Source organism: Methylovorus sp. MM2, from assembly GCF_001648895.1.
In the GTDB taxonomy this organism is placed as follows: Bacteria; Pseudomonadota; Gammaproteobacteria; order Burkholderiales; family Methylophilaceae; genus MM1.
The window spans coordinates 227,986-250,588 of the sequence record NZ_LXUF01000011.1; the positions used below are offsets into that span (position 1 = coordinate 227,986).

At 46.7% G+C, this 22,603-nt stretch carries 21 protein-coding genes and 1 tRNA gene; 10 read left to right on the forward strand and 12 right to left on the reverse strand.

Annotated elements, in window-relative coordinates; genetic code table 11:
• Position 1: 1 nt before the first annotated feature.
• The 5 genes from A7981_RS08750 to A7981_RS08770 all read right to left on the reverse strand — a co-directional run bounded on the left by A7981_RS08750 (position 2) and on the right by A7981_RS08770 (position 6,001).
• Entirely contained in the window at positions 2-2,533 is a 2,532-nt protein-coding gene (locus A7981_RS08750; RefSeq protein ID WP_067267137.1) for a CHASE2 domain-containing serine/threonine-protein kinase, read from the reverse strand.
• Positions 2,534-2,691: 158 nt separating this feature from the next.
• On the reverse strand, positions 2,692-3,183 hold the full coding sequence (gene nusB, locus A7981_RS08755; RefSeq protein WP_067267139.1) for a transcription antitermination factor NusB: 492 nt from the start codon (positions 3,181-3,183) through the stop codon (positions 2,692-2,694).
• A complete protein-coding gene (ribH, locus tag A7981_RS08760; protein WP_067267141.1) occupies positions 3,180-3,629 on the reverse strand; it encodes a 6,7-dimethyl-8-ribityllumazine synthase in 450 nt (149 codons plus the stop codon). The genes nusB and ribH overlap by 4 nt, the downstream gene beginning before the upstream one ends.
• A 137-nt stretch (positions 3,630-3,766) precedes the next feature.
• Positions 3,767-4,342, reverse strand: a complete 576-nt coding sequence (locus A7981_RS08765; RefSeq protein ID WP_067267142.1) for a DNA-3-methyladenine glycosylase I — start codon at positions 4,340-4,342, stop codon at positions 3,767-3,769.
• Positions 4,343-6,001: an OFA family MFS transporter gene (locus A7981_RS08770; protein WP_067267145.1), complete on the reverse strand. Its 1,659-nt coding sequence runs from the start codon at positions 5,999-6,001 to the stop codon at positions 4,343-4,345.
• 185 nt (positions 6,002-6,186) lie between these two features.
• Between A7981_RS08770 and phoB the strand changes: the two genes are divergently transcribed.
• Both phoB and phoR read left to right on the forward strand, forming a co-directional pair.
• Entirely contained in the window at positions 6,187-6,873 is a 687-nt protein-coding gene (gene phoB, locus A7981_RS08775) for a phosphate regulon transcriptional regulator PhoB (RefSeq protein ID WP_067267147.1), read from the forward strand.
• Between the two features lie 90 nt (positions 6,874-6,963).
• Entirely contained in the window at positions 6,964-8,280 is a 1,317-nt protein-coding gene (phoR, locus tag A7981_RS08780) for a phosphate regulon sensor histidine kinase PhoR (RefSeq protein WP_082889286.1), read from the forward strand.
• Here phoR and A7981_RS08785 read toward each other — a convergent pair whose 3' ends face one another.
• Entirely contained in the window at positions 8,281-8,634 is a 354-nt protein-coding gene (locus A7981_RS08785) for a hypothetical protein (RefSeq protein ID WP_067267150.1), read from the reverse strand.
• Between the two features lie 248 nt (positions 8,635-8,882).
• Here A7981_RS08785 and serA point away from each other — a divergent pair, with 248 nt between their 5' ends.
• On the forward strand, positions 8,883-10,106 hold the full coding sequence (serA, locus tag A7981_RS08790) for a phosphoglycerate dehydrogenase (RefSeq protein WP_067267152.1): 1,224 nt from the start codon (positions 8,883-8,885) through the stop codon (positions 10,104-10,106).
• A gap of 104 nt (positions 10,107-10,210) precedes the next feature.
• Here the strand turns inward: serA and dld are convergent, their stop codons facing one another.
• Entirely contained in the window at positions 10,211-11,914 is a 1,704-nt protein-coding gene (gene dld, locus A7981_RS08795; RefSeq protein WP_067267154.1) for a D-lactate dehydrogenase, read from the reverse strand.
• A gap of 243 nt (positions 11,915-12,157) precedes the next feature.
• Between dld and A7981_RS08800 the strand changes: the two genes are divergently transcribed.
• Together A7981_RS08800 and hemJ are read left to right on the forward strand one after the other, a co-directional pair.
• Positions 12,158-12,760 (forward strand): TlpA disulfide reductase family protein, encoded by a 603-nt coding sequence (locus tag A7981_RS08800; RefSeq protein WP_254258545.1) that lies wholly within the window; start codon positions 12,158-12,160, stop codon positions 12,758-12,760.
• 5 nt (positions 12,761-12,765) lie between these two features.
• Positions 12,766-13,179, forward strand: a complete 414-nt coding sequence (gene hemJ / locus A7981_RS08805) for a protoporphyrinogen oxidase HemJ (RefSeq protein WP_067267156.1) — start codon at positions 12,766-12,768, stop codon at positions 13,177-13,179.
• Between the two features lie 93 nt (positions 13,180-13,272).
• Here the strand turns inward: hemJ and A7981_RS08810 are convergent, their stop codons facing one another.
• The gene (locus A7981_RS08810; RefSeq protein ID WP_067267158.1) at positions 13,273-13,794 is read right to left on the reverse strand and encodes an SRPBCC family protein; all 522 of its coding nucleotides are present in this window, start codon (positions 13,792-13,794) and stop codon (positions 13,273-13,275) included.
• Positions 13,795-14,015: 221 nt separating this feature from the next.
• Between A7981_RS08810 and A7981_RS08815 the strand changes: the two genes are divergently transcribed.
• The 4 genes from A7981_RS08815 to A7981_RS08830 all read left to right on the forward strand — a co-directional run bounded on the left by A7981_RS08815 (position 14,016) and on the right by A7981_RS08830 (position 17,072).
• A complete protein-coding gene (locus A7981_RS08815; protein WP_067267160.1) occupies positions 14,016-14,957 on the forward strand; it encodes a carbohydrate kinase family protein in 942 nt (313 codons plus the stop codon).
• Positions 14,958-14,972: 15 nt separating this feature from the next.
• Positions 14,973-15,425 carry a glycine zipper 2TM domain-containing protein gene (locus A7981_RS08820; protein WP_067267162.1) on the forward strand — a complete coding sequence of 151 codons (453 nt, stop codon included), beginning with the start codon at positions 14,973-14,975 and terminating at the stop codon, positions 15,423-15,425.
• A 121-nt stretch (positions 15,426-15,546) separates the two neighbouring features.
• Positions 15,547-16,293 (forward strand): GNAT family N-acetyltransferase, encoded by a 747-nt coding sequence (locus tag A7981_RS08825; protein WP_067267164.1) that lies wholly within the window; start codon positions 15,547-15,549, stop codon positions 16,291-16,293.
• 14 nt (positions 16,294-16,307) lie between these two features.
• Positions 16,308-17,072 (forward strand): 1-acyl-sn-glycerol-3-phosphate acyltransferase, encoded by a 765-nt coding sequence (locus A7981_RS08830; protein WP_067267166.1) that lies wholly within the window; start codon positions 16,308-16,310, stop codon positions 17,070-17,072.
• On the opposite strand, the gene A7981_RS08835 is transcribed toward A7981_RS08830, so the two are convergent.
• Together A7981_RS08835 and A7981_RS08840 are read right to left on the reverse strand one after the other, a co-directional pair.
• Positions 17,053-17,892, reverse strand: coding sequence for a symmetrical bis(5'-nucleosyl)-tetraphosphatase (locus tag A7981_RS08835; protein WP_067267167.1), 840 nt, complete (start codon positions 17,890-17,892; stop codon positions 17,053-17,055). The two genes, A7981_RS08830 and A7981_RS08835, sit on opposite strands and share 20 nt — an antisense overlap.
• A 52-nt stretch (positions 17,893-17,944) precedes the next feature.
• The gene (locus tag A7981_RS08840; protein ID WP_067267169.1) at positions 17,945-18,664 is read right to left on the reverse strand and encodes a cytochrome c5 family protein; all 720 of its coding nucleotides are present in this window, start codon (positions 18,662-18,664) and stop codon (positions 17,945-17,947) included.
• 126 nt (positions 18,665-18,790) lie between these two features.
• On the opposite strand from A7981_RS08840, the gene A7981_RS08845 reads away from it, so the two are divergent.
• Positions 18,791-18,867, forward strand: a tRNA-Arg gene (locus A7981_RS08845).
• A 10-nt stretch (positions 18,868-18,877) separates the two neighbouring features.
• On the opposite strand, the gene pepN is transcribed toward A7981_RS08845, so the two are convergent.
• Both pepN and A7981_RS08855 read right to left on the reverse strand, forming a co-directional pair.
• Positions 18,878-21,499 carry an aminopeptidase N gene (pepN, locus tag A7981_RS08850; protein ID WP_067267171.1) on the reverse strand — a complete coding sequence of 874 codons (2,622 nt, stop codon included), beginning with the start codon at positions 21,497-21,499 and terminating at the stop codon, positions 18,878-18,880.
• 170 nt (positions 21,500-21,669) lie between these two features.
• Positions 21,670-22,575, reverse strand: a complete 906-nt coding sequence (locus A7981_RS08855; protein ID WP_067267173.1) for an alpha/beta fold hydrolase — start codon at positions 22,573-22,575, stop codon at positions 21,670-21,672.
• Between the last annotated feature and the right edge of the window lie 28 nt (positions 22,576-22,603).

Below are 22,603 nucleotides of genomic sequence, written 5' to 3' on the forward strand. Positions count from 1 at the left end.
ATCAGCCTGCCTGACTCATTGCTTGACGAATATCAGCCGCGATCTCTGAGCCGCGCGCATAACGTTTATCGATATCTTTTTCCAGCATACGGTCAATGATGGCAGATAACGCTTCAGGTAGATTCGCATTCACTGTTCTGATCGGCTCATGCTCTTCATTAGCAATCTTGAACATCAAGCTCGCCATCGAATCACCAGTAAATGGTAATTGGCCCGTCGTCATCTGGTATAACATCACACCTAGAGAGAACAAATCTGAGCGGCCATCTACTTTCTTACCAGCGAGCTGTTCAGGCGACATGTAGCTTGGCGTACCTAATACCATCCCGGTTTTAGTCTTGGATGAATCAGTGATACGCGCAATACCAAAGTCAGTGACTTTCACGCTTCCCGTTTCTGGCTCGTACATGATGTTTGCAGGCTTGATATCGCGATGCACAACACTCTCTTTATGTGCATAATCAAGTGCATCTGCCGTTTTTGCTACGATATCCAATACTTTCTCAAGGGGTAGCAAGTTATCAGGCTTGGTATATGGCGCAAGATCCTTGCCCTTAAGAAATTCCATCGCGATAAAGGCAAGGTCATGTTCCTCACCAGCGTCATACATCGTAACGATATTCGGGTGATTCAAGCGACCAGCTGTCTCAGCCTCACGGAAAAAGCGCTCTTTAACTTCCTCAAGCTCATCCGGCTCGAATTCTTGCGCAAGGGCCATGGTCTTGATCGCCACGACACGGCCGATTTTTGGATCTTTACCCAGATACACAACGCCCATCGCGCCCTTGCCTAGTTCTTTTTCAACCTGATAACGGCCCAGCATAGGCTTCTCGACTGAGCCATCTTCCAAAATCATCGTGCTGGAGTTGCTACGTACACTGCCGGAACCGCCAAGAATGACTGTTTCAGCCATGGCGCGCGAGCGGGCAAGACGTTGTTCGAGATCTTTATATTTAGGATTGAAATCTGCCATATAGGCAAAAACCGATTCAGCTTTATTGAATTGACGCTTACGCTCAAAATCCAGTGCTAAATTGTAGAGTACATCCATCACGCTATCGTCCATCGGGCACTTGCGTAAGCGATCAAACGCCATATCCAGTTGTCCTTGGCTTTGGAACATCAGCGCCAAGTTACGATTACTTTCAGCAGATTCAGCCTCGGATCTAGCTTTGCCTTTTTCTGTCATCAAGAAGCGTTTAGTGGTCAATAAGGCATGACCAACAACTAACAGGGTTGCAGGAATCATCAGTTGCAGCCATAAACCATATTGCGTCATGAGCACGAAATGGGCGGCAACAAGTGTAACAAACAAGCCAATGGTAATCGCAGCAGCTGTACCCGCTTTTAGCTTATGCAAAAGTACTGTGAGGTATAGCGCAATGAGCAACCACGCAGCTTTCTCGACCCAGAAAGCCCAAGCAGGCGCGACAAAGAAATCTTCATTCAGAATACTGGCGACGGAGTGCGCCAATATCTCAATAGGACGCATATTGGCTGAGATTGGCGTTACTTGACTATCACCGACACCGGCAGCCGTTGCACCTATCAATACGATACGGTCACGATACTTTTCCAAAGGAATCTTACCGCTGTAGACGTCATAAAAAGAATCTACTGGGAATGCAGCATGGCCATCATGATCTGCATAAAAGAAGGTATTCATCTGTAAGAACGAATCAGTCGTGATATTGAGCTTTCCCAATTTGACACCTTCGCCCAAACGCACTTGAATATCCTTAACGGTCAGGTTCAGATATTTAGCAGCAATCTGCAAAGATAAAGCAGGGTAATACTGGTCGTAATAGGCCAAGACTAAAGGCTCTGAACGGATGGCGCCATCAACATCAGGACTAGCGTTAAGATGCCCGATAGCTGCGGCGCTCTCGCCAACCTGTGGAATAGGCGAGAATGCAGCAATCGTTGGGATCGGTAACATACCAGACTCTTCAGCACCGACTTTATCTATGATCTTAGACAAGCTGTTCTTGAGCACATAGTCAGGCAATGGCTTATCAGGATTGCCACGCGGCTCACCCACTACAAATGGCATCGCCACCACGACGTCCGTCGCATTTTTGAAACTCTCGGCCAATTTCGCATCAGCATCTAAGGCGGTCTTAGCATCTTTGATTAGCGCATCAAGCTCTGTGGTTTCAGGTAAAGCTGCAAAACTTGGGGTGTTGGTAACGTAGTCGGAAAGCTTGTTGATATAAGCCAAGCCAGGATCGAGTTGGGGTTCAATAAAGAAGACACTATTACCGATGACTTTGGCATGGGCTGTAGTCAGCATATCGGTCATTTTGGCATGCACATCGCGCGACCATGGCCAGCGACCTATATTTGAGATACTTTGATCATCAATCGCGATAATTGCGATCTTATCCCCGGGATTACGGGATGATGCTTTTACACCAAGATCATAAGCGATGCGTTCGAGGCTTTGCAGTAAAGCCGTGCCACCAGCGAAAAGGAATAACAGGGAGATCACTACCCCTGCAAACCAATCGGATTTCCAGAAGGTCTTTTTCAAACCTTGCTCCCCTTGTTTGATTTGAGATAACGCGTGTTTTAATTGATTATGCGTTCAACAAATCTGATATTACACGCGATTTTTTTCAAAAAGAAGAGATTAGCTCAAAAAGAAGCGATAATTTCTTGAAAACTCAAGATTTAATGCGAATGACAGGCCTAATGTGTGACGCGCTTCACTGCATTTGAACGCGCTTCATTTGGGCGTGCTTCGGCAGCGAGTTTATCCAGTACGCCATTCACATATTTGTGACCATCAGTACCACCATACAATTTTGCAAGCTCGACACCCTCGTTGATCGCAACACGATATGGAATGCTAGGATCGAAAATAAGCTCGTAAGCAGCAAGACAGAGTACTGCATGCTCGATTGGGCTTAGCTCCGCAACAGGACGATCAAGAAAACTCGATAGTCGTTGATCAAGCTCTTCACGTTTTTCAAGCACACCCTCGAGCAATTGGCGGAAATAATCCTCATCAGCTCTCGCCAAGTCTTCATCATCAGCAAGCACCAGCAGTACTTGCCTTAGAGGGGTCTGGTTCAAAAAGCTATGATACAAACCCTTTAATGCCAACTCTCTTGATTTACGACGATTCTTACCGGTTTTAGCGGGCTTTGCAGTTGCTGATTTTGTTTTATCTTCACTCATAGTTTTTTCAGCAGGTTGACCATTTCAATTGCTACAGAAGCCGCCTCAGCGCCTTTTACCGAGATTCGATCAAGCGCTTGCTCATCGTTCTCAGTAGTCAGGATAGCGTTAGCGACAGGGACACCCGTGTGAAGCTGAACTTCAGAAACACCGCGTGCAGATTCGTTTGATACTACTTCAAAATGGTAGGTTTCCCCACGGATGATGGCACCCAGTGCGATCAAAGCATCATATTGCCGACTGATCGCCATTTGCTGCAATACCACGGGAGTCTCCAGTGCGCCAGGCACTGTAGCTAAGGTGATATCGCTATCCGCCACACCCAGCTTGATTAACTCAGCCTTACATGCAGCAAGCAGCCCTTGTCCCACATCGCTATTGAAGCGAGAAAGGACGATGCCAATTCTCATGCCGGTGCCGTTTAAGTTAATTGAAATCTCGTTCACAACCACTCCAAAATTTGATGTCCCTCTCCGCCATATCGCTAGCGAAGCAAAGATTACGATGCGGCAATATGTACCACATGGAAAGTGGCCCATTATAACTGAGCAAGCCACTGAATTGAAATGAAGAATGTTACAGACTAGTCCGTACTGCTTTTGGCAAGTTCTTGATATCGAAAACAATTCGCAGCATGATCGTTGACCATGCCGATCGCCTGCATCATCGCATAGCAGATAGTTGAGCCGACAAAGCGAAAACCACGTTTTTTGAGGTCTTTGGATAATCGGTCGGAGATATCAGTTTTGGCGGGGATCGCCGCATGAGAATACCAATCATGTATTATCGGCTGGCCATCAACGAAGCGCCAGATATAAGCATCGAAACTACCGAATTCCTTCTGTACTTCAAGAAATCGCTGGGCGTTATTGATAGTTGAGGCTATTTTTAAACGATTACGAATAATGCCCGCATCGGCCATCAAGCTAGCCACTTTGTCATCTCGGTACAGAGCAACCAGTTTGGGGTCGAAATCATCAAATACTTTACGGTAATGTTCGCGCTTATTAAGCACAGTAGACCAACTAAGGCCTGCCTGCGCGCCTTCGAGCGTCAGAAATTCAAACAGCGTTCGGTCATCGTGCACAGGCACGCCCCACTCTTCATCATGATAAATAATATCAAGCGGGGATTTTGGCCATGCGCAGCGTGATGTCATTTAGTGGAAAAGTATCCAAGCTTTTTGCAAAGTACTCGAGATACCAAAACTGATGGGAATCAGCACCAATAGCCACATAACGACCGCCAATGATTTTCTGCCTCCGGTGCCGGCACCTGCCTCACCAGCCACTACCACTTTCTCGTGGGCGATTTTCTTTTCTTCAGCCAGCTCTTGGGCTGACATAAAGTATTTCGCGGCGACAGGCTTGACCAACATATTGGCAATAAACCCAATCACCAACATACCCGCCAGCACATAAAATACTGAAGAATACACCTGATCAAATGGCACGCCTGCCTCCAGCCTAACATCGTGCATATAATTCACTACGACTGGGCCGAGTACACCAGCTGTTGACCATGCAGTGAGCAAGCGCCCATGAATCGCACCAACAAACTGTGTGCCGAACAGATCAGCGAGATAAGCTGGAATCGTAGCAAAACCACCACCATACATCGAAGCAATAATACATAAGAATGCCGCGAACAAAGCAAGTGATTTCCATCCAGCGACGACCGCAAGCGCTGCATAAAGCAGTGCGCCAAGCACAAAGAAAATGAAGTAAGTCTGCTTGCGGCCAAGTTTGTCTGAGGAGGATGCCCAAGCGATACGACCAAAAATATTGAACAATGAAATCAGCCCAACGAACCCGGCACCCACTGCCGCGGCTGCCGCTGTCATGGCTTCATCTTTCTTAATATCTGCGAAACCCACATCAGGTTGGTCAATTAGCGCTCCGCCAAAAGTCTCCTGCAACATCGGGGCAGCAGCACCGATAATACCGATACTGGCTGACACATTCATACACAATACCAGCCATAGCAGCCAGAACTGTGGCGTGCGATGTGCGTTCTTAAGATGCACATGGTTTTGCGCAATCATGCTATTGCCACTAGGGGTTGGGGGTGTCCAGTTGGCAGGCTTCCAACCAGAAGGTGGCACGCGATAGCTAAGTGAGCCGAGCAACATAAATACGGTATAGATGACTGCAAGCGAAACGAATGTCTGCCAGATGCCCGCTGAGCCAGATGCAGAAAAATGCGCCATCAGTTTGGTAGCTAGCGGGGAGCCTATCATTGCACCGCCTCCAAAACCCATGATCGCCATACCAGTTGCCATGCCGCGCTTATCGGGAAACCATTTGATCAGGGTAGATACGGGGGAGATATAACCCAAACCCAAGCCGATGCCACCGATCACACCCGAGCCCAACCACATCATCCATAGCTGATGTACGTATATACCGTATGCTGAGATCAGCAAACCACCGCACCAGCAAAGGGTAGCGACTAAACCAGCTTTGCGCGGACCTGCTCGCTCAAGCCAACCACCCCATAGAGCAGCGGAACAACCAAGTACGACAAAGAATAAAGTGTACATCCAGCCTAGATCAAACTGTGTCCAATTACAGTCTGTAGCAGTCAATGCCCTTAGCGTACCTGCCAATTTTTCACCAAAAGTGGTTGCGCCAACCGCACAGCTAGCCAGCGCCTTACCATCTGCGCCAAGCAGTATATTACCTAGCGGTTTCCAGAAGACCGAAAAACCATAGGCCATACCAATACACAGATGCACAGCTAGTGCTGCTGGCGGTATCAACCAGCGATTGAAATTATGTCCAGCCGTGATTCTTTCTTTGGAAAAAAAACCTGCCATACCATTCTCCGTATTCTCTATCGTTTTTATGATGGGTCTTATTTGTAAAAAAATGTTACAGCCCGTGATATTCGTATAAAAAACTTAAAATGGCAATGCAAAAAGAAGACATTTATATGTTGTCATCAATCTGTCATATTAACGTCATATAGTGCACCACAAGCACATGACGCCAAGGAAAGAAAATGCCAGCAAATATTCTGGTTGTTGAAGATGAACCAGCGATACAAGAACTACTTGCCCTGAACCTCACGCAAGCGGGCCACAATGCAATGCGCGCCCTCAGTGTAGAGCAAGGCCAGATGTTGATTCGTGAAGCACTACCTGACCTGATTATCCTCGATTGGATGTTGCCGGGCATGAGCGGGATCGAATTCGCACGCAAGCTAAAATCCGATGAGCTGACTAAAGGCATCCCGATCATCATGTTGACAGCACGCGGAGAAGAAGCTGACAAAGTACGTGGCCTTGAAGTCGGTGCCGATGATTACGTGACGAAACCTTTTAGCCCCCGTGAATTGAATGCCCGCATCAAAGCCGTGTTGCGTAGACGTGCGCCGCAAATGACCGATGACCCTATCGAAGTGAGCGGATTACGTCTCGACCCTGTGACGCACCGCGTCACAGGCAACGGGGATGTATTGGATCTTGGCCCTACTGAATTCCGCCTGTTGCATTATTTAATGTCTAATCCTGAACGTGTGCATTCACGCACTCAAGTGCTGGATCGTGTATGGGGCGACCGCGTCTTCGTTGAAGATCGTACGGTTGATGTGCATATTCGTCGCCTAAGACTTGCGCTTGCCGGTTCAGGACATGAAGATTTAATTCAAACTGTACGCGGTGTCGGCTATCGTTTCTCAGCGCACTAGCTCATAATAAGCGCCTTTATTGGGTTGCCCGTGTAAAAAACTCAAACACGGTGCTTTATATATTCATGATGCATTGAGGATTATCCGCTAGTGCAAGATATTCGTTGGCGCGCCTTCTGGTTCGGCTTTGTATTAATTTTCATCAGCTTGGTCATCTGGGCGATGGATAACGCAATCACTGCGCTTAGTGTGTTCGCGGTCGGCAGCGTGCTTTATCTGATTAGCCATTTATATTGGCTACATCGCCTGCTCAAATGGTTCAAAAACCCGGAGTTGGCTTTCATGCCAGTTGGGCTGGGCGCTTGGGAAGAAGTATTTGCGGCCATCTATCACGAGCAACGTTTACACAATCGTAGCCAGACACAACTTACATCAGCGCTTGATCGCTTCAGACATGCCGCCAGCGCACTCCCTGATGGCGTTGTCTTGCTGAACGGCAATGACCAGATCGAATGGTGCAACCCTAAAGCAGAAAAACAGCTAGGGCTTTCAATGAAGACAGATGCAGGCCAACAGATCAGCTATCTGGTACGACACACCTCATTCATCGAATACCTGCAAGCCCAGCATTACCCAGAACCTATCAAACTGGAATCCCTAAGGCAGCCTGGAACCACATTAGAGATACAGATCGTGCCATTCGGGTTAAATCAAAAACTTCTGTTATGCCGCGATATTAGCCAATTAGAGAAACTTGAGCATATGCGTCGAGACTTTATCGCGAACGTCTCACATGAATTACGTACGCCCCTGACTGTCGTTGGAGGGTTCATCGAGACTTTGATTGATATGGATGGTGCCATCCCTGACAGCACGCGCGGTTACTTCGCCATGATGCAAGAACAGACCGGACGCATGCGTCATCTGATCGAAGATTTACTAACGCTTTCTCAACTAGAGAATGCGCAAACCATGCCAGAAGATAGCGAGATCGACGTTGTGGCCTTACTGCACATGGTCATGCATGAAGGGCAAAGCCTGAGTAATGGCAAGCACACACTTACCTTGGAGGCCGATTCGACTCTAGGTTTGATCGGTGCGACAGAAGAACTACACAGTGCTTTCGGCAATCTGGTCAGCAACGCCATCCGCTACACGCCCGAAGGTGGTGAGATTCATATATTCTGGAAAAGCCGCGGCCCTTATGGAATATTCGGCGTACGTGATAATGGTATCGGCATCGACCAGAAACATATTGATCGATTGACCGAACGCTTTTATCGTGTAGACCGTAGCCGCAGCCGCGAGACTGGTGGTACAGGATTAGGGCTATCCATCGTCAAACATATCCTCACGCGTCATCAGGCACGGCTTGAGATCGAAAGTGATCTAGGAAACGGCAGTACATTCAGTGCAGTCTTCCCTAAAGAACGCCTCACCCACAAACAGACGGCCTTATTCCAATAATCAATCGACGATTGGTTGTAGCGGCTTCTTATTGCCTGTACTGATGCTGGATTTTGGTAATGCGGGTTGCAGGCTAGGTGTGGTTTCTAATGATTTATTCCCACGAATCACTACTGGCGGGCTTTTTTCACTGGGCAACGGCACGACTAGCGTACGCGATTCCAGACTTTCAGGCGGTAGAACGATCACCGGTGACAATCTGTTTCTGGAGTTGATCTGATTCTGCGGCAGCACTGCGACGCCCGAGGTCGTGCTGTTCCCTGAGAGTCCTGAGATAGAACCCAAAGGATTTTCGTCCTCAGCTTGGGCGATCAAAGAAAAAAGTAAAACAATAGCTATCAGGATGAATCTCATGGTGCTCACCTCACCAATACATGAAGTTCTACTATACGCCGCTAGTAGAAGATGTAAACAAGCTCAACAGCGATGTCATTCTGCCTGAATTAGCATCTTCACCATCACGTATCAGACGCTGTAATCATGAAGGTTCCGTGATGAGAAATACATGGCTTGTGGATAATCACCTGTATTCTCCCCGCTTTCTCTTATGCTATAATCACGGGCTAATTTTTCATCCACTGATGCATTTCTTTAGGTAGATTATGGAATCAAATATTAAAGAATCTAGCCGGTTTTTATTGTTGGAAGGTGTTCACCAAAATGCGGTGAAAGTACTCAATGATGCTGGTTATACCAATATTGATTACGTGAAGACCGCGTTGGACGAAGACGCGTTAATCGAAAGAATCAAAGGCGCACGCTTTGTTGGTCTTCGCTCACGCACCCAAATCACCAAACGTGTACTGGAAGCTGCTGACAGACTCGCCGCAATTGGCTGTTTCTGCATCGGGACCAATCAGGTTGATCTGGATGCTGCGCGTGATCATGGCATTCCTGTTTTCAATGCCCCTTACTCCAATACACGCTCTGTTGCCGAACTGATGATTGGTCAAATCATTTTACTGCTGCGCGACATCCCTCAAAAAAGCGCAAGAGTGCACCAAGGCGCTTGGCCAAAAACAGCGGTTAATTCTAATGAAGCACGCGGCAAAACACTGGGCATCGTAGGTTATGGCAGCATCGGGTCACAATTATCCGTGTTGGCTGAAAGCCTAGGCATGAAGGTCATTTACTTTGATGTCATCACCAAGCTGCCATTGGGTAATGCCCGTCAAGTTGCCACAATGAAGGAGCTGCTCAATCTATCTGATGTCGTGTCATTACACGTGCCTGAGTTAGAGACCACCAAAAACATCATGTCGACCGCAGAGTTTAATGAAATGAAAACCGGCGCCATCTTCATGAATGCCGCACGCGGAACTTGTGTGGATATTGATGCGTTGGCCGTTGTAATGGCGAGTGGCAAACTACGTGGCGCAGCGATTGACGTGTTCCCGATAGAACCAGCATCGAACGATGAACCGCTGGAATCACCACTGCGCGGCATGGATAACGTGATTTTAACACCACACGTGGGTGGCTCAACCGAAGAAGCGCAAGCGAATATCGGGATTGAAGTAGCAGAAAAATTTGTGCATTTTGCAAATGCGGGCACTACTGTATCCGCAGTGAATTTCCCACAAATCAGCATGCAACAACAAGCTCATACACATCGATTGCTACATGTTCATCACAATCAGCCGGGTGTGCTTTCTAACATCAACCGCCTGTTTGCTGAACAGAACATCAACATCGTGGCTCAAAGCTTGATGACAAGTAATGATATTGGTTATTTAGTCATGGATGTTGCCGATGTGGATTCAAAATTAGCCTTTGAGCAGCTTGATAAAGTGGCTGGTACGATTAGACTAAGACTGCTTTACTAATCCCGTTCGACCTCTATCTAACAAAAAAGCCTTGCAATCTTGCAAGGCTTTTTTGTTGTGTTCATACCCTCAAAGAGCACGGCACTTTGTACCGATGGTGACCGCTATTTTCGTTCAGCCCAATGCTTAAGCTTACTCGTTTTACCAATCCCTGGATTAAAGCTATTGGTCGGATCCAGCGCCCGATAAAACTTCCGCAAGGGCTCTTTCGCAACATACTCATGACCAACATTGTGCTCAGCGGGATATTCAGCTCCACGTGCATCAAACGACGCTAATATTTTCTGCTTAAGCGCTTTGGCATCCACGCCTTGCTTAAGCACATAGTTTTGATGCATCACATGACAAAATAAATGCCCGTAATAAAATTTGGCTGCAATCAAGTCATTAATTTCCGGTGGTAATTCTTCAAACCATTGCGCTTCGTTTCTGCGCAGCGCCACGTCTACAGTCATCATGGCGCCCAGTGTCTCTTTATTTAACACGTGATAGCGACCTATCGCCCCACCCGCGACAAATCTATGCAGGATGGCTTTGTCGCCCTCTTCTTGCGTACATTCAAAATAATCACCCGCATGCGTCTCAAAGAAACGCTTTAAATATGCTCGCGCCTCTTCAATCCCGTCACCACTCATTTCTATGATCCAGTGGTGCTGATATTGCTGATGATACGCTTCCATGCGTTTAGGCAAGTGACTTGGCAGTGCGTAACTGAACCACTGCATGATCACTTCTGACAGCTTGGCTGGTAAGAACTTGAAGTTGCTGGCAATACGATCGACTGTGCGCTTCATGCCGAATAATCTGGGGATGAATTTCGATCCCAGCTTGTTAATCACCCAGAACATGTCTTTACCGTATTTTTTAGACACGGCATAACAATCACGATGTAAATATTCGCCGGACACCGGTAGTGTCTTAAATTGCGTCAAGATCTCACGTCGCATGGTTGCCAGCACTTGAGCATCATTTGTTCCCACATAGAACACTTGTTGCTTCTGAATAGGATAAGTATCCAAACGTACAGCAAACACAGCCAATTTCCCTGCACACCCAGATGACTCGTGCAAGCGGCGCCCGTCATTATTAAAGCGTGCCGGCGTATCCGCATCGACTTCGCGTACACGCGTGTGATATACGTTATCTGACGCCAACTTATCGGGATACTCGACATCGACTTGGGTGTAACGCTTATTTTGCAGATTCGTCAGTATCTCTTCCGGAGAGTCGCCTAATTGAATTCCCAGATGATTGACGAGCTGTAATACACCCTCTGCCGTGATTTGTGCATATAGCGACAGTTCGGTATATGCAGGGCCACGCTGAACCAGTGCACCACCGGAGTTATTGCACACCCCACCGATAATCGAGGCACCTATGCAGGATGACCCAATTACAGAATGGGGCTCACGCCCGAAAGGTTTTAAGGTTTCTTCCAGACCAAACAGCGTGCTGCCCGGCAAGCCTATGATCTGTTTGGCATCATCGATCAGGTGAATCTGACTAATCCGCATGGTATTGATGATGACAATCGGCCTGTCATACTCATTGCCATCAGGGGTTGAGCCTCCCGTCAAGCCGGTATTGGCTGCCTGCATAATCACCGCCACATCGGCTGCCACACAGACTTCTAACAACTCCCATATTTCCAACAACGTCGCAGGCCTCGCCACAGCCATGGCCTCACCTGCACCAAAGCGAAAGCCTTTGCTATAGGGCGCAATTTTTGCCGGATGAGTCAAAACATAAGCTTTGCCTGTGATGGCTTGCATTTGGCGTATAAGATCAATGTTGGCTGGATGTGACATAAAATGCACTGATGGGATTGTTATTGCTACGCTCGTTAATCTCGCGAATGCGATAATGCCAACGTAGAGAATGAGGTGTAGTTATAGGGGATTTCGCGTAATCGAGGAATCATGGATTTGGGTTACGGCTAAAAGTGTAATTCTATCATGTCGATGCCTTAGTAAAAACGACTTTACCCTTAAGGCTATCTAAATTCGGTAAGCCCAAAAGGAAATAGCATCAGTAGGACTTAAGATCATCACTTGAGTTCAAAAGTATCATTCGAAATGCAAGATGACAAAATACCAGAAAAACCTGACAATACAGCCACTTTCCCAGATACAGATACGATGAAATTATTTCATAAAGAATTCCGCAAAACGCTGGTTCCAATCGTCATCATTCTATTGATTGCCGCCTTGGCATTCGCTTTGATGAATAAGCCGAAAATCAGCGATTTCAGCTTTACCACTATCAATAATCAGGTAGTTGATACTGCCGCACTTGAAAGCAAAATCATACTGGTCAATTTCTGGGCCACCGATTGTCCCGGCTGCATCGCAGAGATGCCCGCGCTGATTGAAACCCACAAAAAATATCATGACAAAGGTTTTGAGGTCATTGCCGTGGCAATGCCTTATGACCCCATAGAGCAGGTCAAGGCATACAGCCTGAAGAATCAGTTACCATTTATCATCACGCATGATGATAAAGGTACGGCCGCCAGTCAGTTCGAGCAAGTACGGGTCACACCCACGACATTTATTCTTGATAAACAAAGACGCATCATCGGCAAAGTGATTGGTGTGCTGGATTTTGATTCTTTACATCAATTGCTCGATAAGCAACTCGCAGAAGGTAGCTAATCAAAATGCTCTGGATCAAGGCATGGCATATCATTTTCATGGTGACATGGTTCGCTGGCCTATTCTATCTGCCAAGGCTTTTTGTCTACCATGCAATGTCGGATGACAGCATCAGTAAAGAGCGCTTTAAGATCATGGAGCGCAAACTATTCTTTGGCATCATGACACCGGGCGCAATATTCACGATTGTCTTCGGCATGTGGCTTTGGCAAGGCTATCGATTTAGCGGTGGCTGGATACATGCCAAGCTCAGCTTAGTCGCCCTGCTCATCATCTACCATGTGTATTGCGGAAAACTACTATTCGATTTCAAGCACGACCGTAATCAGCATAGCCATGTTTACTATCGTTGGTTGAATGAAGTGCCTGTGGTGATGTTGATCGGCATCATTTTTCTCGTTGTACTTAAACCATTCTGAGTACTCGAACCATGCTAAGCACTGAAACCTAAGTACTTAAATATAGTGAAGAAGTCGGTCTTGCCGCCCCCTTCACTGCTCACCGTCAGTAATTTACTCGGATAATTTCTTCAGATTATCCAATCCGGAAGTAAAGATGCCAGTAATCGTATCTTTAGCCGTCTTATCATCCTGACCGACTTGAGGGGTGCTTGCAGGATCTTTGCGTTTGAACTTGCTTGTCCAAATAACGAGACTCTTGCCATCCCCCGCCGATTTAACAACGAGCTTTGCGCTGTACTCACGCAAAGGCAAAACACTCTCCGTGATTTCATAAGTCATCATCTTTGATGCATCTTCATGCGCTGTCAGCACTTCATTGATTGTGCCACCGCCTTTCAGTGTCAGTTGACGGCTGGCACCGACTTTGTTGTTCGTACCACCCGTGATATCTGTTTTTGCGATTGCGGGGTGCCAACTCATATCACCAAAATTGCCAATCTTCGCCCAGACCTCATTCGCTGGGGCATTAATCGTGATAGTCTTTTTTACCTTGATAGAATCACCTGCAATAGCGTTTGTGACCGATACTGCACTTAGACCAGCCAACATCAAAACTGCAAAAAACTTTCTCATCACTCATTCTCCTAAAATATTATTTTTTTAATTTCCCATTACAGGAAAAATGTAATTTACATGAATTATGAGCGCGCAATTACATTATTAATGCCCATTAACAAATGATCGGGAAAATCTCCCACATCAACAAACAAAACGTCTTAAATTACGACAACACTTGCTCACAATGTTCGCGCTCGCGATAATGTACATATTCGTCACATATATTAAGAAATTCAATGCAAACACTCATCTGCGGCTCATTAGCTTTTGACACCATCATGGTGTTTCCCGACCAGTTCAAGAACCATATCTTGCCGGATAAGATTCACATGCTGAATGTTGCATTTCTGGTGCCAGAGATGCGCCGCGAATTCGGCGGAACAGCGGGTAATATCGCCTATAACCTGCAACTACTTGATGGAAAACCACTGATCATGGCAACTGTAGGCAGTGATTTTGCAAGTTATGCGCAATGGATGGATAGCCACAAAATCAACAAAGCCCATATCAAGACTATTCAGAATAGCTATACCGCACAAGCATTCATCACAACAGATTTGAGTGATAATCAAATTACTGCATTTCACCCAGGGGCTATGAATCACTCACATGCAAATAGCGTCAAAGATGCCAAGAACGTCAGTATCGCCATCATTGCCCCTGATGGACGCGATGGCATGTTCCAACATGCGCGTGAATGTCACGAGTCAGGCATCCCTTATTTATTTGACCCTGGCCAAGGTCTGCCGATGTTTAACGGCGACGAGTTGATGCATTTTATCGATATGGCAGATTATCTCGCCGTAAACGACTATGAAGCGCAACTTTTACAGGAGAAAACAGGTCAATCGATTGAACAGATTGCAGAAAAGGTAAAAGCATTGATCGTCACCTTGGGTGCAAGTGGCTCAGTTATTTATGCTGCCGGTCAACGATTTGAGATTCCAAGCGTTGAAGCAACTGAGGTTGTTGATCCTACAGGTTGTGGAGATGCTTACCGTGCGGGATTACTCTATGGCATAGCAAAAGGTTGGGATTGGCCGACGAGCGGCAGATTAGCTTCGATCATGGGAGCAATCAAGATCGCTAGCCGTGGCGGCCAGAATCATAAGCCAAGCAAAGCGCATATAGAAAGTCTGTATGAAGCCGCATTTGGTAGTTCGATTACATTGAGTTAACAAGGAGTTTTATAAATGCGTAACGTAAAAATATTAGCAGTGCTGATGATCGCTAGCGTATTAGCCGCTTGCGCCAGCTCTAATTCTGGTAGCGTCTATAGCCGCGAAGAAGCACGCCGTGTGCAAACCGTTAAAACAGGTATCGTTGAAAGTGTACGACTGGTAAAACTTGAAGGCACGAAATCACCCATTGGTACTGCAACAGGTGCTGTGGTCGGTGGTGTAGCTGGTAGCACAGTAGGTCATGGTGCAGGTCAGGCATTGGCAACTGTCATCGGTGCAGTCGTTGGCGGCCTTGCAGGCTCCGCTGCTGAAGAAGGCATCACAAGTAAAGACGGTGTCGAAATCACAGTAAAACTTGATAGCGGCGGTTTAGTAGCTGTTGTGCAAGAAGCCGATGAACAATTCCACCCTGGCGACAAGGTACGCTTGGTTGAAAGTGGCAGTACCACTCGCGTTAGCCATTAAGCATCACGTTCACCTGCTTGGTGAGTCAACTGTGATTCACCAAGCTTTCACAATTTAGTCACTATTCCGTCATGTAAGATTCGTAAAGTTGCCCTGTCTAAAACTAGTCAGGGAAATTACGATGCTCGAAAAGCATTCCGCACTTGGCCTGCAGCAAGAGCCAAGCAAGTTAATGGTAAGCCTCGCCCGCAACGCTTCAGAAGTCGCTGAGGCGCAACGTTTACGCTATAAGGTATTCGCTGAAGAGATGGGCGCAAATCTGCCCAGCAATGACGGCTATGATCGTGATGGTTTCGATGCTTTCTGCGAACACTTGCTGGTGCGCAACGCCGCAGGTGAAGTTGTCGGCACATACCGTATACTTAATCCATTCATGGCAAATGAAGCTGGCGGATATTATTCCGCGGGTGAGTTTGACTTGAGTCGGTTGAATCACTTATTTGATCGCACTGTAGAAGTCGGGCGTGCTTGTGTGCATCCTGATTACCGTCATGGTGCGACTATTACCCTGTTATGGGCAGGTCTTGCAAAATACATGCAGACAAATCGCTATGAATTCATGATTGGTTGCGGCAGTATCGGCATGGCGGATGGTGGTCATATGGCAGCAAGCCTTTATACTTCGCTACAAAAAGACTATCTATCTCCAGCTGAGTATCGGGTGTTTCCACGTTGCCCATTACCACTTGATGCATTAAAAACCGATATGGAAGTCACCTGCCCACCGTTGATCAAAGGCTATTTGCGCTTAGGGGCTTATATCTGTGGTGAACCAGCATGGGATCCAGATTTTAATACCGCTGATATGCTGGTCATGTTACCTTTATCTCGCATCAACAAGCGATATGCTGCCCATTTCTTTAAGTAACGATATAGCTGATTTTGGATAAACAATACTCGTCAAAAGCAACGCGTACTTTACGTACCACGCGTCTCATCGTTCACACCCTTTATGGTGTGTTTATCGCAGGCCTTATCTTTCCCTTCATCAGGGAGAGGCAGCGTGAGATCATTATTAGTCGGTGGTCTAAGGGGCTCTTAGCGGTCATGAATATCCGGTTGATAGCACGGGGGATATTGCCGGATAGAAATGTGATGGGTACCTTATTTGTAGGGAATCACATCTCCTGGATCGATATTCATGCATTGAATAGCCTACGCGCTGTGCGCTTTGTTGCAAAATCAGAAGTTCGTGATTGGCCTGTATTCGGTTGGCTGGCGGCCAAAGCCAATACACTTTTTACAGAGCGTGAGAAAAAACAGGATGCGGGACGTATTGTTGAAACGATTACAACCAGCCTAAAAAACTCCGATTGCCTTTGTTATTTTCCTGAGGGCACGACCACTGATGGAACAGAACTCAAGCCATTCAAACGTAGCCTGATGCAGGCAGCGATCGATGCAAATACGCCGATCTGGCCTTTCAGCGTGAGCTATCCAAAAGCAAATGGAGAGCCTAATGTGGAGATGGCTTATTACGGTGATATGTCATTATTGAGATCTATCCAATTGATCTTGATGCAGCAGTCCCCTACTGTCATTTTGGATTTTTCATTGCCGATCAACCCTAAAGGGCATGACCGCAGAGGTTTGGCGATTATGGCAAGACAAGCGATCGCTAGTCGGCTTAACTTCCCCGAATCTTGATCTTTTGTGGCACATCCTGCGCATGACAAGGCACTTGAAACACTTCCCTATCCTCAAGCCTTAGTGCACTAAGCTTTCCGCCCCATAAGCAACCCGTATCGAGCGCGAATAGGTTTGGGCGCTGCTGCAAGCCTAAAGCAGACCAATGTCCAAAGATTATCGGGGTATCCGCAGATTGTCGATTAGACACATCAAACCAAGGTACATTACCTGTAGGAATATCCGGCAATTCACCCTTAAAATCGAAATCCATCACGCCGTCATGCGTGCAAACACGTAAACGAGTCATCGCATTGGTAATGAGTCGCAAGCGGTCGACTCCCTGCAATTCATGATGCCATTGGGTAGGAAAATTACCATACATCTGACCAAGAAAATCCCGATAGCCATCACTGCGCAACGCTGCCGAAACCTCTGCCCCTAAAGACAAAGCCTGCTCTGCACTCCATTGGGGGAGCAAGCCCGCATGCACCATCAGAAACTCATCATTGGCATGAATCAATGGCTGGTTACGCACCCAAGTCAGCAACACATCTCTATCGGGCGCATCTAATATCTCTTGCAAGGTATCACTACGGTGCGCTCGAACAAAGCCCTCCGCGACTGCCAACGCATGCAGGTCATGATTGCCGAGTACAACATTGATCGATGATTGATGCTGGTAAACCCAGCGCAATACCTCTAGCGATCCTGAACCTCGATTGATGATATCGCCAACCAGCCACAGGCGATCTTGCGCTGGATTAAATCCGACAGTATCGAGTAGGCTCAGAAAAGAATGATAGCAACCTTGAATGTCGCCTATGGCATAGGTCGCCATATGAAATGATTAAACCAGCCCGATGAAAATCAAGCTGGCTTGGGTATATCGATTACTTGAAATTCGCGCCACCCTGATTTGCCATGTAAACCACAGCGGCAGTCACTTCCGCATCGCTCAAACCAGGGTTTCCACCCTTGGCAGGCATCATGCGAACACCTTTTAACGCATGGGTCACCAATGTGTCGTGGCCTTGTGCAATGCGTGGTGCCCATGCTTCTTGATCACCGATCTTGGGCGCACCCATCAGGCCAACTGAATGGCACATTGAGCAGACAGCTTTAAAAACTTCCTCGCCGCTTTTTCCTGCTGGCTTGGCTTCAGCCTCAGGTTTTACTGCTGGTTCTTCTGTTTTTGCTACGGGTGCTACCGCGGCAACAGTCGCATCAGGCTCCGCCTTGGCTTTTGCTACAGGTGCCGGCTTGGCAGTCTCAACGACTGGTGCTACGGCAGCCGCTTTGGGCGCTTCCGGTTCTGGCGCTGGCTCTGCCACTTTTTCTTCTGCGGCAGGCGCTTCCTCAGCTGGTGCCTCTTCTTGTACGGTTGCTTCTGCCGCAGGTGCCTCAGGTTCGCTAGCTGGTACTGCAGCCTCTGTAGGCTCAGGTTCTTTCACAGGATCATCTAAGTGAGAAGCTTGAATACCGATGACGAGCTTAGCTACTAAAAATAACACTAACACTGGGGCAAATAAACCACCTAATGTAGCAAGCACCACCTCTTTACGTGTAGTCTTGGGGAAATCATGGTCGTGATCGTGGTTATGTTCACTCATTACAAATGTTCCTAAACGCGTGCGAAATGCGCTGATTATACTGACATACCCGCGTTAGGTAAAAGGATAATCAAGGACAAGCCAAGCCCCATTTGCTATAATCCACCGTTGATTTTGTAGTGCAATGCGCCCGTAGCTCAGTTGGATAGAGTGTTGGTTTCCGAAGCCAAAGGTCACAGGTTCGACTCCTGTCGGGCGCGCCATTCAATGACATTACCCTTTCAAACATTTACTTACGACCTCGAACACATCGCTGGAAAGGTTCGCTGAACCCATGATGGTTTCAAGCGCAGCTTTCATCTTTGTTTGTAGCTGAGGTGTATAACGCCGCCACTCTCTAAATGGGGTGACCTGACGAGATGCGATTTGTGGGTTAATCGCATTCAATTCAATAATCGCATCTCTTAGAATTGCATACCCTTGGCCACTTGGGTCGTGAAACTTCACAGGGTTATTGATGGCAAATGCTGAATAAAGTGAGCGCACGCGATTTGGGTTTTTAATATTAAACTCCGCATGGTTTCTCAATCTCGCAAAATCATTGAATATCTCATCTCTATTGGCGATTGCTTGTAGCGAGAACCATTTATCAATCACAAGTTGATAGTTTTTAAATCGATGGTAGAAATCAGTGAAGACTTCATCTCGTTCTGGCTGAGTGCTGTCGGATAGACAGGATAGCGCTGCAACACGGTCAGTCATGTTATCAGCTTGATCATAATGCGCCTTTGCACGCGCAGCACACCCGGTGCCATTGGTGACAGTCAATAACTCGAGCACTGTATTTTGCAATGACCTACGCCCCATGGCTTCTGGCAAGATCGAAAACTCACCCGTATTACGGTTATCTTCATACAAACCAACCAAGGCATCTTTATGTGCGCCTTTAATGGCTTTGAGGATTTGGGTACGTGCACTATCAATGGCGGCTGGATCAATCACGTTTTGCGCTTGGGCGATCACTGCGATAGATGGCAAAGATAAGGCACGAGCAAGTAGCGCTTTGTCACCATTTTTGGCAATCCCCTGACTAATCAAGATGCCAAAATCCTCGATAAATTGAGAGATATCGGTATCGGCGTCAGCGATGACCCGTTGGATAGTACGCAGTGCGATCGTTTGCCCTGCTTCCCATTTATTGAATCCATCAGTATCGCTCAGTTGCAATAGGCGCAGATCATCATCACTCAAGTCTGTTGTTAATTTCACAGGGGCAGAAAATCCGCGCAGGATAGATGGTATCGGGCGGGTATGAACGTTATCGAAAGTGAAGCTTTGTTCACGCTCGGTCATTTCAAGTATTTGTGTTGCATGCGTCTCGCTACCCTGCTCATTGAGCAATCCAACTGCGACGGGAATGAGAAGTGGTTTTTTATTGGTTTGGTCAGGTGTATCGGGTTGCGATTGTGTGAGCGTAAGGGTGAATTGATTCGCTTCCTTTTTATAGCTACTGGTAGCTTTTAGAGATGGTGTGCCTGCCTGCTTGTACCATAGGAAAAATTGCGACATATTGCGGCCTGATGCATCTGCCATGCACTGGACGAAATCATCACAGGTGACGGCATGCCCGTCATAACGTTCAAAGTACAAATCCGTTGCTTTGCGGTAGGTGTCTTCACCCAATAAAGTTTGTTGCATACGAATGAGCTCAGCCCCTTTTTCATACACTGTCATCGTATAGAAATTACTGATCTCGATGAAATTATCGGGTTGCACTGAATGGGCAAGCGGGCTGGCATCTTCGGGGAATTGAAATCGACGCAGGTGATCAACATCATCGATACGTTGCACATCACGGGAGTTCATATCAGCACTGAATTCATGGTCTCTAAATACGGTCAGGCCTTCTTTGAGCGAAAGCTGGAACCAGTCACGACAAGTCACACGATTGCCTGTCCAGTTATGGAAATACTCATGCGCGATCACACCCTCAACACTCATGAAATCTGTGTCGGTAGCTGTTTCTTGATGAGCCAGCACAAGCTTGGTATTAAAGATATTCAGCGACGTATTTTCCATCGCCCCCATATTGAAATCACTGACGGCTACGATGTTGAATAAATCGAGCTCATATTCACGGCCATATTTTTCTTCGTCCCACTGCATGGATTTTTTGAGGGATTGCATCGCGTGATCACATTGCCCCTCGTCACCCGATCGTACATAGATATGCAGATCAACATTACGCCCAGACATAGTCTTGAAGGTATCTTCTATACGAACAAGATCACCTGCAACCAATGCGAAAAGATAGCAAGGTTTGGGGAATGGGTCATTCCACGCGGTAAAGTGGCGGCCATTTTCTAGATCACCTGAATCAATCAAATTACCATTAGAAAGAAGCACCGGATATTGGCTTTTATCGCCTTCAATACGAACGGAGAAAGTGCTGAGCACATCTGGACGATCTTGAAAGAATGTAATGCGACGAAACCCTTCAGCCTCGCACTGGGTGCAAAATGTGCCTTGAGATTTATATAAACCTTCAAGGGTTGTGTTTGATTCAGGGTGAATTTCAGACGTGATCGTGAGATTGAATTTCTCACCCGCATCTTCGATGATCATTTTATGATCAGCTAGCGTGTAGCCAGCAAATGGTGCGTCATCTATCTCAACAGAAATAATGGTTTGATCCTGCCCATGTAATACCAAGCGATTAGCACCATCTCCCGATTTCTTACCCTCAGGGTTTTTAATGTAATGCGCCTCTGATTTCACAATCGTCTTGTCTTCAAACAATTCAAACGTGAGGTCTACATGCAAAGCCTTATAAGTAGCTGGCGTGTAGTCTTTGAGGTAAATCGTTTGCGGCGCAACTTCAGTATCTGGAAACATGAGCAGGATTTCTGTGTTTAATAGTGATAAACAGTATAAACGGGTGGTCGGTATTATTCAGTGAAATTCATATAATTAACGCGCAAAGAAATGGCGATGACTTTGATAGCCATCGCCATACTGATTACGTTGAGTAGATTATTGTTTAGGCTGAGTCTTATAGTTTTACGCTAATGGCTTAAGAAGTAATTAGCAGCGTTTACGAACGCATCATGATATTCAAACAATGACCCATGATTTGCATCTGGATACAGGATGAGTTGTGCGTTCTTGATCTCCTTAAACAGCGTGTATGAGTTTTTAGTCAGCAGCATCGTATCGTCACTCCCTTGTACGATGAGCACTGGCTGATTAATCGATTTCAGAAGCTTATTTGCATCATCTGTATTTGCCCATGTGATGATCGCTTTTGCTTGTGCATCTGCAATCTCCTTACCGCTTTCCGGGTCACGATCATTCACTCTTACTGCTGCACGTTTGATGAATTCCTTTGCTGCAAGCTGACCCTTCTCAGATTGACTAAAGAACAGATACTGACGAACATCGGTGATATCTTTCTTTGAGAATGCCTCACCCAATACTTTCAAAAGTGCCTCACCACCACCGTGATTCGACGTACCAGCCAGTATCACTTTATTAACAAGCTCAGGATGTTCAGCAGCTAATTCCTGGGCGATATAGCCACCCATCGAAAAACCTAAAATATCCACCTTTTTATACCCTAAGGCCTGAATGAACGCGTAGGCATCAGTCGTCATGTCTGCAATATTGTCGGATGCCACGCCATTTGTCTTACCTATACCGCGATTATTGAATACGATGACTTTGCGGTTTTTCGCTAATCCATTTACAACCGCAGGATCCCAATAATCCATCGTTCCAGTGAAGTGAATCAGCATGACTAATGGCGTGCCCGATGCGTTACCTATCGTACGATATGAGAACTTAATGCCATTCGCATCGATGTACTGCGTCTTTGCTGTTTCGAGCTTGTCATGCTCACCAGCATAACTAGGCGTCATGCCAGCTGTTAAAGTTAATAAAAAGAACATCATGCTTTTAAATATCTTATTCATTATCATCTCCTTGATTAGGTTTCATCGC

Excerpts from the sequence above, each read along its gene's own strand:
- nusB (WP_067267139.1), bottom strand. The coding sequence starts at position 3,183 with ATGAGTGAAGATAAAACAAAATCAGCAACTGCAAAGCCCGCTAAAACC.
- A7981_RS08765 (WP_067267142.1), bottom strand. The coding sequence starts at position 4,342 with ATGACATCACGCTGCGCATGGCCAAAATCCCCGCTTGATATTATTTAT.
- A7981_RS08770 (WP_067267145.1), bottom strand. The coding sequence starts at position 6,001 with ATGGCAGGTTTTTTTTCCAAAGAAAGAATCACGGCTGGACATAATTTC.
- phoB (WP_067267147.1), top strand. The coding sequence starts at position 6,187 with ATGCCAGCAAATATTCTGGTTGTTGAAGATGAACCAGCGATACAAGAA.
- A7981_RS08785 (WP_067267150.1), bottom strand. The coding sequence starts at position 8,634 with ATGAGATTCATCCTGATAGCTATTGTTTTACTTTTTTCTTTGATCGCC.
- serA (WP_067267152.1), top strand. The coding sequence starts at position 8,883 with ATGGAATCAAATATTAAAGAATCTAGCCGGTTTTTATTGTTGGAAGGT.
- dld (WP_067267154.1), bottom strand. The coding sequence starts at position 11,914 with ATGTCACATCCAGCCAACATTGATCTTATACGCCAAATGCAAGCCATC.
- hemJ (WP_067267156.1), top strand. The coding sequence starts at position 12,766 with ATGCTCTGGATCAAGGCATGGCATATCATTTTCATGGTGACATGGTTC.
- A7981_RS08810 (WP_067267158.1), bottom strand. The coding sequence starts at position 13,794 with ATGAGAAAGTTTTTTGCAGTTTTGATGTTGGCTGGTCTAAGTGCAGTA.
- A7981_RS08815 (WP_067267160.1), top strand. The coding sequence starts at position 14,016 with ATGCAAACACTCATCTGCGGCTCATTAGCTTTTGACACCATCATGGTG.
- A7981_RS08820 (WP_067267162.1), top strand. The coding sequence starts at position 14,973 with ATGCGTAACGTAAAAATATTAGCAGTGCTGATGATCGCTAGCGTATTA.
- A7981_RS08825 (WP_067267164.1), top strand. The coding sequence starts at position 15,547 with ATGCTCGAAAAGCATTCCGCACTTGGCCTGCAGCAAGAGCCAAGCAAG.
- A7981_RS08835 (WP_067267167.1), bottom strand. The coding sequence starts at position 17,892 with ATGGCGACCTATGCCATAGGCGACATTCAAGGTTGCTATCATTCTTTT.
- A7981_RS08840 (WP_067267169.1), bottom strand. The coding sequence starts at position 18,664 with ATGAGTGAACATAACCACGATCACGACCATGATTTCCCCAAGACTACA.
- pepN (WP_067267171.1), bottom strand. The coding sequence starts at position 21,499 with ATGTTTCCAGATACTGAAGTTGCGCCGCAAACGATTTACCTCAAAGAC.
- A7981_RS08855 (WP_067267173.1), bottom strand. The coding sequence starts at position 22,575 with ATGAATAAGATATTTAAAAGCATGATGTTCTTTTTATTAACTTTAACA.